The sequence below is a fragment of the Bacillus cereus group sp. BfR-BA-01523 genome (genome assembly GCF_022662615.1).
Lineage (GTDB): Bacteria > Bacillota > Bacilli > Bacillales > Bacillaceae_G > Bacillus_A > Bacillus_A mycoides.
Genome location: NZ_JAKUDX010000022.1, coordinates 1 through 13,448, shown reverse-complemented (window position 1 = coordinate 13,448; position 13,448 = coordinate 1). Strand labels below are relative to the sequence as shown.

The following is a 13,448-nucleotide window of genomic DNA, read 5'->3' as shown; positions in this document are numbered from 1 at the left end:
ATCTTTATACATGCGTCTTATTCAATTTATATGCAAAATGATTCGTCGGCCCATGACCACTTCCAATATTCAATGGCTCTTCAATTGCTATACTAATAAATCGTTTTGCTTCTTGAACTGCCTCTTCCATCAAGTAGCCTTTCGCAAGTCCTGCTGTAACCGCTGAAGCAAATGTACACCCACTTCCGTGCGTTTGCTTCGAAGGAATTCGTTCACTTCTAAATTCAATAAACTGCTCACCATCAAAGAGTAAATCAATTACTTCATTACCTTGATATTCTGCATGTCCGCCCTTCATAAGCACATATTTAGCCCCTAATTCATGCAATACTTTTGCAGCTTCCTTACTATCTTCTACATTATGAATCTCCATTCCAGTTAACACTTCTGCTTCAGGAACATTCGGTGTGACAACAGTTGCTACTGGCAATAAATATTCTTTTAATGCTTGTACTGCTTCTTGTTGTAATAATGACGCACCGCCTTTAGCAATCATAACAGGATCTAGCACAATATTATTCCAGCCAAATTTTTTAATATGCTCTGCCACAATTTGAATAATTTCACTACTAAATAACATTCCCAGTTTTACAGCATCTGGCGTTAAATCCGTACCAATTGAATTCAGCTGCTCCGTAATCCCTTCTAAAGAAACAGGATATACCCCTTGAACGCCAAGCGTATTTTGAGCAGTAATTGCTGTAATAGCCGTCATTCCGTACACACCAAGCTCTTGGAAAGTTTTTAAATCTGCTTGAATTCCAGCGCCGCCTCCGCTATCAGATCCTGCAATCGTTAAAGCTTTATTTACTTTCATCTCACTCATCCTTTTCTATCCAAAATAGCGATGATAAATTGTTTTCGCTTCACTTATATCTTTCGTTCCATGCACAAGTACACGACCATCTTTGAAGGCAACTAATCTCTTTTCTCCAACAGAAAAGGATAATAAATATGGATTTACATTTAAATCAGTCACACGATCATTCAGCAATCTTTTATATTGTTCAAAATCCATTTTCTCTTTATGAGGTGGTCTAATTTGAACTGTATTTCTCCCGCATAACACCGCTGTCTTTGAAGTATTTTCCTTATTTAAATACGGATATAGTGCTTGCTCACCACACGATAGACAATTATGTTTACGAAGCTTTTGCACATTCATGCATGAATACTCATTTTTCCATACATCAAATGACACAAGCCCATCTCGAAGCGAGTCATAATCTTCTACTAACAGTTTAAGCGTTTCCGTTACTTGATGAGAAACGACGAGAGATACAGCAGGTGATATAATCCCCGCTGTGTCACATGTCGCTCCGCCAAGTGGAATCGATTGTAATAAACAAGATAAACATGGCGTTTTTCCTGGAATAATAGTATAAGAAAGACCGTAACTCCCTACACATGCCCCATAAACCCATGGAATAGAATATTTTTGCGATATATCATTCACAATGAAACGTGTTTCGAAATTGTCAGTCGCATCGATGATTACATCAACATTTGTAACGAGTTCTTCCAACTCTTCAGCCGTTACATCCTGAACGAGAGCTTCTACTCTTACTTCACTATTAACCTCTTCTAGACGTTTTTTTGCCGCTACAGCCTTCGGAAGATTATTCTCTACATCACTCTCTGCATACAATTGTTGTCTTTGCAAATTACTCCAATCGACATAATCACGGTCAACAATTGTTACTTGACCAACGCCTGCTCTTACAAACATCTCTGCATTTGCACTACCTAATGCACCTGCACCGATAATAAGTACATGCTTTTCTCCTAGCTTTTGTTGCCCTTCTTCCCCAATTGGAGAAAATAGTTCTTGGCGAGAATATCGATTATTCAACTACGCTCATTCCTTCTAAAGGACTACTTGCTGTCGCGCAGCGCTTACGTGCAATACGACCTGCTTCAAACCCTAATCGTCCTGCCTCAATACTTAATTTCATTGCGTATGCCATTTTAATAGGATCGTTCGCTCCAGATACTGCAGTATTTAATAACACACCATCTGCTCCTAATTCCATTGCAAATGCTGCGTCAGCTGGACTACCAATACCAGCGTCAACGATAACTGGTACTGTCGCTTGTTCAATAATGAAACTTAAATTTAATGGATTTACAATACCAAGCCCTGAACCAATCGGTGATGCTCCTGGCATAATCGCGTGTACACCAAGTTCTTGTAATTTACGAGCTAATACAACATCATCAGATGTGTATGGTAGAACGATAAATCCTTCTTCTAGTAACATTTCAGATGCCTTTAACGTTTCTACTGGATCAGGTAATAACGTTCTATCATCACCAATAACTTCTACTTTTATCATGTCACAAAGTCCAGAAGCTTTTGCTAATTTTGCAATACGAACAGCTTCTTCAGCATTTTTTGCTCCTGCTGTATTCGGTAATAACGTATATTTTTTCACATCAAGTTTCTCTAATAAATTAGGCTGCTTCGCATCAAATATATCCATACGACGTACTGCGAATGTTAAAATCTCAGCCTCAGAAACATCAATTGCCTTTTGCTGCACATCAAAATCAGGGAATTTCCCTGTTCCTAATAAAAGTCTAGAATGAAATGAAAATTGTCCAATGTTTAACATAATCAACCGCCTCCTACGAAAGTTACAATCTCAATTTGGTCCCCATCAAAAACAGATGTATCGTTATGATCATCTTTTTGTAAAATATCTTTATTACGTTCTACTACAACAATTCTGTTATCTAACTCTAAATGTGTAAGTAGCCCAGCTACTGTTTTCACACTCTCTGGTACTTCAATTTGGTTACCATTAATTTTTAAATTCAAACTTCCATCCCCTTTCTAAACCGTTTTAGAAAGCAATGAATCTAGCAAGTGATTCTCCTGCTTTCCTTCTATTAAATCAGCCATATACTGACCAGAAACAGGACTTAATAAAATGCCGTTTCGATAATGGCCCGTACAAGCATATAAACCTTTTATTTCTTCATGCTCTCCCATATAAGGAGCTTCATGATTAGACTGCGGTCTTAACCCAGCCCACGTACTTTCCCATTCTGCTTCTTTTAAAGCAGGCAATATTGTGTAGGCACGCTCTAATATGGAAGTAATACTTTCTGGTTGTACAGACTTATTAAACGTATGAGGCTTCATTGTTGCCCCAATTACGTAACGGCCACCACGTTTCGGTGTAATATAAAAACGTTCTTGGAAAATAGGAGCTTTCAAGAGCGGTTTCTTGCTTCTTACTGCAACAACTTCACCCTTCACAGGATACGTGCCCCAATCACTATGGAAATAATGTAGTAATTTCGTACTCCATGAGCCTCCAGCGATAACGACTTTTTCACATGTGATTACACCTTCGTTTGTCACAATTCCAGTCACTTTATTATTTTCAATACGAATATCAAACACTTCTGTTTGTTCATATATATCAGCTCCGGAAATTGCTGCAGAATGTGCGAATGCTTTCGTAAGCTCTGGTGCAATAACTTGACCATCTTTCGGATAATATACCGCCCCTATAATTGACTCGGAAAGAAACGGCTCTTTTTCCCGTAAATGGTCCCCCGTTAGAAATCGGGAATCTTCACCTGTTTTCTGCTGCCAATCCATAATATGAAGAATTCTTTTCTTCTCATCTTCATTTTGAGCGATGCGATAAATGCCCTTTTCTTCATACCCAATATCGATGCCTGTTTTTTCACGTAAAACTGCTGCAAGTTGTGGAAATATAGCACGGCTTTCTCTAGCAAGCTCAAACAACGGATCATATGCATCCCATTCTGCCTGAACACCGAGCAAGCCAGCAGCTGCTTTCGAAGCTTCAGATGCGATTCTTTGCTTCTCTACAATCGCTACTTTATGCCCTCTTTCTGCTAGAAAGTGTGCAACTGAACTACCAATTACACCTCCGCCAATAATCGCTACATCATACTTCTTACACATGTTTTCCCGCCCACTTTCTTATTGATTCCTTATAAGATTTCGCCTTGCTATACGGATTACTACTGCTTATAATCCCGGACATAACAGCAATGCCACTTACACCATTTGCAAGAACATCACCTGTATTTTCAGGGGTAATCCCACCAATTGCAGTTATTGGTATGGATAAACAACTTGCCATATGAGCAATTTCTTCTAACCCTCTCGCTGGCACACCTTTTTTACAATCTGTCGGAAATACATGACCATAAACGAGTGAATCTGCTCCATTTTTAAATGCTACTATCGCTTCATCTAGCGAATGTACTGAATAACCGACATGCAAATAAGAAAACTTTTCTTTTACTAACCTTACATCTGCGCTTCGATATCCTAGCTGAACACGCGGAATATTTAATAGAATAGCAATATCAATTCGATCATTTATCACTATCTTCGATGCTGGAAAGCCTTTCCCCAAAAGACTTTCCACACCTTCATACAATTCCTTCGTACTTTTCTCACGCTCACGAATATGCAAATAATCGATCTCACTCTCAATTTGCATCGCTACATTCACTAACTCTTCGAATGGCATATGGCCATTTGAGATTACATGGAGCTCATTTTTCATATTCATTCGCCTACTTTAAAATGTTTTCAAATAATTCATCGGCTGGAACGATTTCTTTCGTCATTCCTTTGTCTTTCAACCATTTGTTTTGTTTCTCCCATGACTCTTTTGAATCCGATAAGAATGGCTCATCTTTCGTTTCCATCTTCTCTAATAAAATTTTCATACTTTCTTTTTCAACTTCTGGTACAAGCGGGAAGTTTTCTTTTTCTTGATGATCTAATAAAATATTTAATGCTTCATCGGGTTTTTTCTTCATAAAGTCATACCCTTTTTGTGCCCCACGTAAAAAGGCTTGCAATGCTTCTTTATCTTTTTTCAACGTTTTATCACCCGTTACAAACACAAGCTCATGATAGTTCGGTACACCATAATCTGCTGGATTAAAGTATGCTGGTTCATGACCTTCATGACGCATAACAGGTACTTCATGGTTAATGTATGCCCCTGTTACCGCATCCACTTTTTTCGTAATTAATGCTGGTACTAAATCAAAGCCAACATCGACTACTTTCACTGTATCTGGATTACCACCAGCTTCTTTTACCATCGTTTTTAAATACATCTCACTTAAAGGTGTTCCAGAATATCCAACTGTTTTCCCCTCTAAATCTTTTGGCGATTGAATGCCTGCTGACTTCAGTGATACAACATGATTTAACGGTGAACGTACGACAGCTCCAATTGATTTCACTGGAATTTGTTCATTTGCTTTTGCCATGACAACATCTGGTTGATAATACAAACCAACTGTCACTTTCCCTGCTGCCGCTAGCGTTAATGGATCAGTCGGATTAGAAGGGAATTTAATATTCACCTTGACTCCTTCTTCTTTAAAGTATCCTTTTTCAATTGCCGTATAAATAAAGCTATGTACCGCATTCGGGTACCAATCAAGCATTACTGTTATTTCTTTTTCTGATTTATTCTTATCTGATGCCGAGTTACTCGAACATCCTGCAATCATTGCAACTAATAATGTAAACACAAAGATGCGTTTTAATAATTTCATGAATGTTTCCTCCAACTAATAAATTTCTTTTCTAATATCGAAACAAGTATGACGAAGAAAATAGCTAATAATGATAACAATACAATTGGTGCAAATACACCAGCTCCGTCTAACTGCGTCATCATTCTTTTACTGAAATATCCAAGCCCAGCTTGTGCACCGAGCCATTCACCAATCGCTGCCCCAATAACGCTAAGTGGCATCGCAATTTTTAACGCTGAAAAAAAATAAGGAAGAGCAGATGGCAACTTTAGCTTTAGAAAAACATCTTTTTTCGTTGCACCATATGTAACTAATAGCTCCTCCCATTCTTTTTTCGTACTGCGCAGTCCATCATACGTATTGACCGCAATTGGGAAAAACGTAATTAAAACGGTAACAACAACCTTACTCCAGATGGTATATCCAAACCATAAAACGAAGAGCGGTGCAAGCGCAGTGATCGGGATTGTTTGTGAAGCAACTAATAACGGATAAAATGCTCTTTCCATCCACGTACTCGCATTCATTAACATTGCTAGCCCTACGCCCAGTACGATAGAAATAACAACGCCTATTAAAACGACGTATAACGTTGCAGGTAAATGAACCGTAAATAATATATCTTTCAGCGCCCATATCTTCATTACAATTGCAGAAGGTGATGGCAAAATGTACATCTCATCTACAATTCTTGCTCCTACTTCCCACAGAGCAAGTAAAATTCCACTTAATATTAGGGCAGGTAATAACTCCTTCAAGCGATTCATCATACGAGTACCTGCCTTTGTAACATACTAAGGAGCTCTTCTTTAAGCGCTAACACTTCAGGCTTATATAAATCTTTTCTTGTTCGGTTACGATCAAGCGGCACAATTCGCTCAGTTAAAGTTGCTATCGGTTGATTTTCTACAACCAAAATTCGATTAGAAAGAAACAATGCTTCTTCAACATCATGAGTGATAAATAAAATTGTTTTTTCCCACTCTTTCCATTGTTCAAACAACCATTCTTGCAAAGATGCCTTCGTTAAAGCGTCCAATGCGCTAAACGGTTCATCTAACAATAATATCTCCCCGCCTGTTAATAAAGTTCGGATAAAAGATACGCGTTGCCTCATACCACCAGATAAATCTTTCGGATATTTTTTCTCGTACCCTTGTAAACCAAATTTATGTAACAGTTCTTTCGCTTTTACTTGCGCTTCTTTCTTCTGCACACCTTGGCACTCTAGTGGCAGGGCAGCATTCTCAATAATCGTCCTCCACGGCAAGAGCATATCTTTTTGGGGCATATACCCTACAGGATGACTCTTTGTTTTTGTCAGCTCTATCTGTCCAGTACTTGCCTCTTCTAAGCCTGTAATAAGGCGAAATAAAGTACTTTTCCCGCATCCACTCGGCCCGATAATACTTACAAATTCTTTATCTTGTATAGAAGCATTTAATTCATTGATGATTGGTTTCTCATCATAATGAAAGGTAACATTATGAAACTGTAGTATGTTCTTGCTCCTCAAAACCCCACATCTCCTTACGATAAGCCATATCCCAGAATAAATATTCAAATCGGCTGGAATATAAGAAAATCTCCTCTAATCGGTCTAGCTCTTTCTCTGACTTTCCAACTGCCATTTCATTTAATAAATCTATTAACCAAATACAAAGGTTACCGTATTCTTCAGAACAATATCCTTGAATCCACTCTCCAAAGAACTCATGATCTCTTGCTCCAGGAATATCATTTAAACGCTTTCCAATCTCCCAATAGCTCCACATACATGGAAGTAAAGCTGATATTAATTCTGCAAGTGTGCCATTTTGAGATACAGACATCATGTAATTTGTATAGGCTAAATTTTTAGCAGATGGTTTCGCAGATTCGATCTCCTCTACAGTAATGCCAAGTTTGTTTGCATACTGTTTATGGATCGTCATTTCTCCATTTAAAATCCCATCAATTTGCTCTGCAAATTTTGCCATAACTTGTGGATTCGTTGCCTTTACAACCCCAATTGCATATAGCTTTGCATAATCTAGCAAATATAAATAATCTTGAATAATATAGTACTGGAATTTGTCTTTTTCCAACGTACCATCCCCCATACCTACTACAAACGGATGATTATGACTTTTCTCCCAAACAGGCTGCACCGTATCAAATAATCTCTCACAAAATTTCATTAATAATTCCCCTTCCTATATATCTATTTATCTCAATAAAAAAACCACTTCTGTATATAAGAAGTGGTTACAGCAAATAAAATTATAATTTATTCGTTGTTCCACTTCCCTTCGCTAGTATTATCTAGATCAGGTGTTGTAAGGGTTAAGGATTATTCCTCTCTCAGCACGAAAAGCACCCCTAGTGGTGTTAATATGAAATTTTCAAATAAAAAATCCCCGTTTCTATACGCAAAGAAACGGGGACTCATTGTTAATGTCCGAATTGCTTCCCTACGCTAGCATAATCTAGATCAGGTAATAAAAAGGATCAAAGGCTTATGGCCCTACTCTCAGCTGGCAACACCAGCCCTCCTAGCAAACTATAAAATTATCACTGTCAGTATAACATCGCCATAAGACATCATCAACTGTTTTAATTTTCTTAATTGCAAATTAAATCTTAACGTGTTAAACAAATATAAATGCGACCTCACAAATGATATATACAATATTTATATACGAATCTCTCTTCTGACATTATTTTTATTGATTTCATATTACATTTATGTGAATACGACCAATATATTATATCTTTATACTATAATAAAATTACAACTATACAACTAGAGGAGGTCTTTATTACATGAATATGAAAGCCACAGCTTTAACAGCAACTACTATCGCAATTGCTTCTTTACTTCCTTCTATGGGAGAATCCGATATACAAACAGCGGCTGCTAAGCAACCATCTACAGTAAAAACTGGATATGTAAAAATTGACAACGTTGCACTACATCAAAATAGCCATACAGACAGTGCAATAGTTGATACCATTCGATTTAATAGCCCGGTTACTATTCTTGAAACAGTTCAAGATTGGTATAAAGTATCTGTTAACAACAAAACAGGCTATATGAAAAAAGATGCAATTCTATTCAAAAAAAATGTTCAACCAAAGTCTCAATATATCGTAAATGCAAACGCATTAAACGTTCGTTCTGAACCTAATACAGAGTCTTCTATTCTAGATATATTACCAAATGGTCAATTCATTACCATTCAAGGTGAACAAGGAGATTGGTACAAAATATTACATAACGGTCAAATTGGTTACGTACAAAAAACATTTGTATCTAATGGATCCACACCTCTAGTAAAAGGTGTAACAGTACAAGGTTCTCCTTCTTATACTGTTGCAACACCAAAATTAAATGTACGTAGCAATGCTAGCACAAGTGGCACTCTACTTGGCTCATTACAAAATGGTACACAAGTACAAGTAGTAGAAACGGTAGGTACTTGGTATAAAATTCGTTTTGGCACAGGATACGGATATGTAGCAAAACACTATGTAGTGCAAAATCAAAATCAAGCACAAGCTAAAACAGCTCAACCTGCATCAATTCCAGCAGTTTTCAAATTCCCTACTCAAGGGAAAATCAGCTCCACTTTTGATATGCGCTGGGAGCAAATGCATTATGGTATAGATATAGCAGCACAAGGAAATGTCTCTATTCAAGCTGCTGCTGCAGGTAAGGTTGTGAAATCTTATTATTCGGCTAGCTACGGCAATGTCGTGTTCATCGCCCATCAAATAAATGGGAAATTATATACAACAGTTTATGCTCATATGAAGGATCGCACTGTACAAGCTGGTGATCAAGTACAAACTGGACAATTAGTAGGTCATATGGGAAACACAGGTCATTCATACGGGCAACATCTCCATTTTGAATTACATAATGGGGAATGGAATTTTGAAAAAACAAATGCAGTAAACCCACTGCCATATTTAGTTAGGTAAATTATATGCCACGCAATATACCTCTCTTTATTGAATACCTGGCCTTTTTAGGTTTAATCTGTTGTTTAATCATTTATAATACGAACACTGTATTTTTATCTATTATTATTGCTTTTGTTGCTTTAGAAATCATTATGGAAGCATTACAAATGCGGCTAAAACAAAAAATTGCCCATATTTATAATGTAATTTTTCTTTTAAGTGCTCTTATAACAAATATAATTAGTAATGGTTTTTATTTATCTACCGTACTTCCTGTATTCTTTATAGGTGTTTTATTATTCATAGCTAGATACGTTCATGTTCCTAATAACCAAAAACATGAACAAGAAGCTTAGAAAGAGGAGACACTGTGTACCAATCTTTCAAAGATAATCCAATGAAATATATATTGAATTTATATGAAAAAATGAATACTTTTTTTGGTATACAAGGAAGTTATACTGCACAATTTCTCCTTTATGGAATGTTATTTCTTATCTTAGTTACTTTCTCCTTGCTTTACTAACAAAAAAAAGGATCTCACATAAACTTGAGATCCTTTTTAATTTATATTAATTTTTAATATGTAAAATCTGGTTTATCCACAAGCATATTTTTCATAAATGAAACTAAGATTATATTTTTTCTCTAAGCTCATTCTTTGTTCATCGTCGCACCAATAGAAAAGAATATCATGAATCGTTGCATAACGCTTATTTTTAAGAAATAGTTTAAAGAATGATGGTAAACAATCATGTAATTGTATAAATATATAATTGCGTAGTATTTCTTCTTTGTATTCAATTCCCTTACAAATATACAGTAATTCTTCACAATAATATGCATGCTGTGGAACCTGGATCATTTCGAAAAATGGTACATATGATAGTAGCTTTCCAATAAAATGACCATACCGATCCATTACCCCTATCGTCATATGCTCCATCATTTCTTTCATCACATATAAATAATCATCTACATGAGTTGTCTTTAAAGGGTCTAATCGATCGGAAATTTGTGAAAGTACAGCTCTTTGACAAGCTAAAACTGCTTGACTAGGTCCATAATATGATAGGAAGTCTGTACACTTACGATACTTTCGTAATAAGTCATGTGTATATAAATCATATACAAAAGTATTACAATACATTGCCAGACTCATCATATCACTATTTAATTGCTCTTTTGACAGTGTTTTAGCTCGCTTACACATATAAAAAAATGTAAATTCCAATACTTCTTTATGAGATAATAGATGTTTGCAATCTGTTATACATTTCTCACTAAATTTAACTCGCTCCCAAATTTCTACATCCTCAGCTGTTAATTCACCAATACGATATTTAATAATTAAATAGTTTAAAGCAACTGCTTTCGTCAAAAGATCCCATGCTTCATACTCCAATGAAGTTCGGACAAATTCATCTAGCCCTTGGGTTATCATAAAAGCATTTGCCTCTTCATACCAACCAATCTCTTGACATAAACGAAGAATACGTACTAGAGTTGGAATTTCATCTTTATGAAACTGCGGTAAATTCTTTACTTTATTCATGCCATATACGATAAATGGCGCTAAATTTTCTTCTTTATAAAATTCTTTTTCTTTCCATGCTAATATAGTTCGCTCTTTCCCTTCACCTTTTGGATGACAAGGTACAAGCAAAGAAAATAACTCAGCGAAATCATTTGGTTCTATATATGTATCTGTAACCAAATTCCAATTTGGATCGCCCTGTACAGCCCTCATATAATTCCCCTTCCCTTTTTATCCCGCTATTTGCGGGCAGTAAGACTCCCACCTCAAAATTCTGCGAATGCGAGGAAGTTAGGTGGGAGATAAAACTGCCCATAAAAGCCCGATTGGTTCAACTAATAATTATTGGGGGATGGACACCCCCCAATAATTAAAGTTTCACTTTATCTACGTAGGAAATATTAATTCATTATTACATCATTAACAACGAATATTGTTATATTCAAAATCTATAATAACACTTATATCTCTCAGTATATCATTTTTTCTCTTATTAAAAATTAGGAATGACAAATTTAAAAAAACTGTCAAAAATATTGACTCTATACTTATTATATAATGTCTCAGATACATCACGCTAACATATTAGTTTAATCCGTATATACTAGAATAATGTATCTGATCTTTATACATAATTTATTCCATATGCTCTGAGATTTCACTTAAAGCAAACCCTGCTTGATCATCTGCTGATTTTCTTATAGCTAAATCACCTAGTGCTAGCATCCCAACAAGTTGACCGCTCTCAACAACCGGTAACCGTCTAATTTGATATTGTGCCATTAATTCTGTAGCTTTTTCAATAGAATCGTCTGGAGAAACTGAAACAATGTTTGTTGTCATTACATTTGTAATTTGATTAGATCCAGGATGTTTTTCAGCAATCCCACGAACAACTAAGTCTCGATCAGTAACAAGCCCAACAACTTGTTTATTTTCAATAACAGGAATCAATCCAACCGATTCTTCCTTCATTTTTACAGCTGCCTCATATACATTGTCTAATGGTGTACAATGTACGATATGAGTACTCATAAGTTCTCTAACTTGCGTCATTTTTCATCTCCTCCTTTTAATACATACCATAGCTTTTCCTAAATCCCTTTATTTATTTCAGGAAAATAAGGTGATAAAAAGAGGCTTATACATAATAAAAAAGAGTCAGCAATATGCTGACTCTTTTTTTATGACCCGTACGGGATTCGAACCCGTGTTACCGCCGTGAAAGGGCGGTGTCTTAACCACTTGACCAACGGGCCATGGCTCCGCAGGTAGGACTCGAACCTACGACCGATCGGTTAACAGCCGATAGCTCTACCACTGAGCTACTGCGGAATATATATGGTGGGCCTAAATGGACTCGAACCATCGACCTCACGCTTATCAGGCGTGCGCTCTAACCAGCTGAGCTATAGGCCCATATACTTTACAGGGGCAGTAGGAATTGAACCCACACTGGAGGTTTTGGAGACCTCAGTTCTACCTTTAAACTATGCCCCTAAATGGTGCCGGCTAGAGGACTTGAACCCCCAACCTACTGATTACAAGTCAGTTGCTCTACCAATTGAGCTAAGCCGGCATAAAAAAAAACAAAAAAATGGTGGCTCGGGACGGAATCGAACCGCCGACACGAGGATTTTCAGTCCTCTGCTCTACCGACTGAGCTACCGAGCCAACATAAAATGGCGGTCCCGACCGGGGTCGAACCGGCGATCTCCTGCGTGACAGGCAGGCATGTTAACCACTACACCACGGGACCATTGGTTGCGGGGACAGGATTTGAACCTGCGACCTTCGGATTATGAGCCCGACGAGCTACCGTACTGCTCCACCCCGCGACGATATTATGTTTTAAAAATAAATGGAGGAGGTAGAGGGATTCGAACCCCCGCGCGACTCTCGCCGCCTGTCGGTTTTCAAGACCGATCCCTTCAGCCGAACTTGGGTATACCTCCATGAAGGAAAAATTAATATCTTATTCATTTTTATATGTAACTAAACCACTTTTTAAAAAAATGGAGGAGGTAGAGGGATTCGAACCCCCGCGCGACTCTCGCCGCCTGTCGGTTTTCAAGACCGATCCCTTCAGCCGAACTTGGGTATACCTCCGACATATAAAAAATAAAGTGGAGCCTAGCGGGATCGAACCGCTGACCTCCTGCGTGCAAGGCAGGCGCTCTCCCAGCTGAGCTAAGGCCCCATGTTTTTGGGAAAATCGGGAAGACAGGATTTGAACCTGCGACCCCCTGGTCCCAAACCAGGTGCTCTACCAAGCTGAGCCACTTCCCGTTAATAAAAGCGCGCCCGAGAGGAGTCGAACCCCTAACCTCTTGATCCGTAGTCAAACGCTCTATCCAATTGAGCTACGGGCGCATATGGTGCCGAGGGCGGGGGTCGAACCCGCACGGTG

At 37.6% G+C, this 13,448-nt stretch carries 14 protein-coding genes, 13 tRNA genes and 2 riboswitches; of the genes, 2 read left to right on the top strand and 25 right to left on the bottom strand.

Going from position 1 to position 13,448, the window contains the following annotated elements:
• Positions 1–4: 4 nt before the first annotated feature.
• Genes thiD through tenA form a run of 10 tightly spaced genes read right to left on the bottom strand, consistent with a single transcriptional unit; the run spans position 5 to position 7,733 of the window.
• Entirely contained in the window at positions 5–817 is an 813-nt protein-coding gene (thiD, locus tag MR066_RS26250) for a bifunctional hydroxymethylpyrimidine kinase/phosphomethylpyrimidine kinase (protein WP_002125335.1), read from the bottom strand.
• A gap of 15 nt (positions 818–832) precedes the next feature.
• Positions 833–1,852: a thiazole biosynthesis adenylyltransferase ThiF gene (locus MR066_RS26245; protein WP_033708802.1), complete on the bottom strand. Its 1,020-nt coding sequence runs from the start codon at positions 1,850–1,852 to the stop codon at positions 833–835.
• On the bottom strand, positions 1,845–2,615 hold the full coding sequence (gene thiG, locus MR066_RS26240) for a thiazole synthase (RefSeq protein ID WP_002087526.1): 771 nt from the start codon (positions 2,613–2,615) through the stop codon (positions 1,845–1,847). Before thiG ends, MR066_RS26245 begins: the two co-directional genes overlap by 8 nt.
• A 2-nt stretch (positions 2,616–2,617) precedes the next feature.
• Positions 2,618–2,821, bottom strand: a complete 204-nt coding sequence (thiS, locus tag MR066_RS26235) for a sulfur carrier protein ThiS (RefSeq protein ID WP_001049509.1) — start codon at positions 2,819–2,821, stop codon at positions 2,618–2,620.
• Positions 2,822–2,836: 15 nt separating this feature from the next.
• Entirely contained in the window at positions 2,837–3,946 is a 1,110-nt protein-coding gene (gene thiO, locus MR066_RS26230; RefSeq protein ID WP_242248990.1) for a glycine oxidase ThiO, read from the bottom strand.
• Positions 3,939–4,559: a thiazole tautomerase TenI gene (gene tenI / locus MR066_RS26225; RefSeq protein ID WP_242248989.1), complete on the bottom strand. Its 621-nt coding sequence runs from the start codon at positions 4,557–4,559 to the stop codon at positions 3,939–3,941. The genes thiO and tenI overlap by 8 nt, the downstream gene beginning before the upstream one ends.
• Positions 4,560–4,569: 10 nt before the next feature.
• Positions 4,570–5,571, bottom strand: a complete 1,002-nt coding sequence (locus MR066_RS26220; RefSeq protein ID WP_002140427.1) for an ABC transporter substrate-binding protein — start codon at positions 5,569–5,571, stop codon at positions 4,570–4,572.
• Complete coding sequence (locus MR066_RS26215) at positions 5,568–6,320, bottom strand: ABC transporter permease (RefSeq protein ID WP_242249006.1); 753 nt, start codon at positions 6,318–6,320, stop codon at positions 5,568–5,570. Before MR066_RS26215 ends, MR066_RS26220 begins: the two co-directional genes overlap by 4 nt.
• On the bottom strand, positions 6,320–7,069 hold the full coding sequence (locus MR066_RS26210; protein WP_012260337.1) for an ABC transporter ATP-binding protein: 750 nt from the start codon (positions 7,067–7,069) through the stop codon (positions 6,320–6,322). Before MR066_RS26210 ends, MR066_RS26215 begins: the two co-directional genes overlap by 1 nt.
• On the bottom strand, positions 7,038–7,733 hold the full coding sequence (gene tenA / locus MR066_RS26205; protein ID WP_201032495.1) for a thiaminase II: 696 nt from the start codon (positions 7,731–7,733) through the stop codon (positions 7,038–7,040). The genes MR066_RS26210 and tenA overlap by 32 nt, the downstream gene beginning before the upstream one ends.
• Before the next feature lie 89 nt (positions 7,734–7,822).
• Positions 7,823–7,926: riboswitch (TPP riboswitch) on the bottom strand.
• Between the two features lie 60 nt (positions 7,927–7,986).
• A riboswitch (TPP riboswitch) is annotated at positions 7,987–8,099 on the bottom strand.
• 259 nt (positions 8,100–8,358) lie between these two features.
• Between tenA and MR066_RS26200 the strand changes: the two genes are divergently transcribed.
• Complete coding sequence (locus tag MR066_RS26200) at positions 8,359–9,519, top strand: SH3 domain-containing protein (RefSeq protein WP_002029853.1); 1,161 nt, start codon at positions 8,359–8,361, stop codon at positions 9,517–9,519.
• A 5-nt stretch (positions 9,520–9,524) separates the two neighbouring features.
• Positions 9,525–9,857: a hypothetical protein gene (locus MR066_RS26195; RefSeq protein WP_002010638.1), complete on the top strand. Its 333-nt coding sequence runs from the start codon at positions 9,525–9,527 to the stop codon at positions 9,855–9,857.
• A gap of 242 nt (positions 9,858–10,099) precedes the next feature.
• On the opposite strand, the gene MR066_RS26190 is transcribed toward MR066_RS26195, so the two are convergent.
• The 15 genes from MR066_RS26190 to MR066_RS26120 all read right to left on the bottom strand — a co-directional run bounded on the left by MR066_RS26190 (position 10,100) and on the right by MR066_RS26120 (position 13,411).
• A complete protein-coding gene (locus tag MR066_RS26190) occupies positions 10,100–11,251 on the bottom strand; it encodes a DUF3965 domain-containing protein (RefSeq protein WP_242248988.1) in 1,152 nt (383 codons plus the stop codon).
• Positions 11,252–11,674: 423 nt separating this feature from the next.
• Positions 11,675–12,094: a CBS domain-containing protein gene (locus MR066_RS26185; RefSeq protein WP_002010634.1), complete on the bottom strand. Its 420-nt coding sequence runs from the start codon at positions 12,092–12,094 to the stop codon at positions 11,675–11,677.
• A gap of 131 nt (positions 12,095–12,225) precedes the next feature.
• Positions 12,226–12,297 (bottom strand) — tRNA-Glu (locus MR066_RS26180).
• A 1-nt stretch (position 12,298) separates the two neighbouring features.
• Positions 12,299–12,373 (bottom strand) — tRNA-Asn (locus MR066_RS26175).
• 7 nt (positions 12,374–12,380) lie between these two features.
• Positions 12,381–12,457, bottom strand: a tRNA-Ile gene (locus MR066_RS26170).
• A gap of 10 nt (positions 12,458–12,467) precedes the next feature.
• A tRNA-Trp gene (locus tag MR066_RS26165) sits at positions 12,468–12,538 on the bottom strand.
• A 3-nt stretch (positions 12,539–12,541) separates the two neighbouring features.
• Positions 12,542–12,617: transfer RNA gene (locus MR066_RS26160), tRNA-Thr, on the bottom strand.
• 19 nt (positions 12,618–12,636) lie between these two features.
• A tRNA-Phe gene (locus MR066_RS26155) sits at positions 12,637–12,712 on the bottom strand.
• Between the two features lie 9 nt (positions 12,713–12,721).
• Positions 12,722–12,797: transfer RNA gene (locus MR066_RS26150), tRNA-Asp, on the bottom strand.
• A gap of 2 nt (positions 12,798–12,799) precedes the next feature.
• A tRNA-Met gene (locus tag MR066_RS26145) sits at positions 12,800–12,876 on the bottom strand.
• A 24-nt stretch (positions 12,877–12,900) separates the two neighbouring features.
• Positions 12,901–12,993: transfer RNA gene (locus MR066_RS26140), tRNA-Ser, on the bottom strand.
• 61 nt (positions 12,994–13,054) lie between these two features.
• A tRNA-Ser gene (locus tag MR066_RS26135) sits at positions 13,055–13,147 on the bottom strand.
• An 18-nt stretch (positions 13,148–13,165) separates the two neighbouring features.
• Positions 13,166–13,238 (bottom strand) — tRNA-Ala (locus MR066_RS26130).
• Between the two features lie 15 nt (positions 13,239–13,253).
• Positions 13,254–13,327 (bottom strand) — tRNA-Pro (locus tag MR066_RS26125).
• Between the two features lie 10 nt (positions 13,328–13,337).
• Positions 13,338–13,411, bottom strand: a tRNA-Arg gene (locus tag MR066_RS26120).
• Between the last annotated feature and the right edge of the window lie 37 nt (positions 13,412–13,448).

Bases quoted from the DNA above. Each gene is read 5' to 3' on its own strand.
- thiD (WP_002125335.1), bottom strand. From the start codon at position 817: ATGAAAGTAAATAAAGCTTTAACGATTGCAGGATCTGATAGCGGAGGC.
- MR066_RS26200 (WP_002029853.1), top strand. From the start codon at position 8,359: ATGAATATGAAAGCCACAGCTTTAACAGCAACTACTATCGCAATTGCT.
- MR066_RS26195 (WP_002010638.1), top strand. From the start codon at position 9,525: ATGCCACGCAATATACCTCTCTTTATTGAATACCTGGCCTTTTTAGGT.
- tenI (WP_242248989.1), bottom strand. From the start codon at position 4,559: ATGAAAAATGAGCTCCATGTAATCTCAAATGGCCATATGCCATTCGAA.
- thiO (WP_242248990.1), bottom strand. From the start codon at position 3,946: ATGTGTAAGAAGTATGATGTAGCGATTATTGGCGGAGGTGTAATTGGT.
- thiG (WP_002087526.1), bottom strand. From the start codon at position 2,615: ATGTTAAACATTGGACAATTTTCATTTCATTCTAGACTTTTATTAGGA.
- MR066_RS26215 (WP_242249006.1), bottom strand. From the start codon at position 6,320: ATGAATCGCTTGAAGGAGTTATTACCTGCCCTAATATTAAGTGGAATT.
- MR066_RS26220 (WP_002140427.1), bottom strand. From the start codon at position 5,571: ATGAAATTATTAAAACGCATCTTTGTGTTTACATTATTAGTTGCAATG.
- tenA (WP_201032495.1), bottom strand. From the start codon at position 7,733: ATGAAATTTTGTGAGAGATTATTTGATACGGTGCAGCCTGTTTGGGAG.
- MR066_RS26190 (WP_242248988.1), bottom strand. From the start codon at position 11,251: ATGAGGGCTGTACAGGGCGATCCAAATTGGAATTTGGTTACAGATACA.
- MR066_RS26185 (WP_002010634.1), bottom strand. From the start codon at position 12,094: ATGACGCAAGTTAGAGAACTTATGAGTACTCATATCGTACATTGTACA.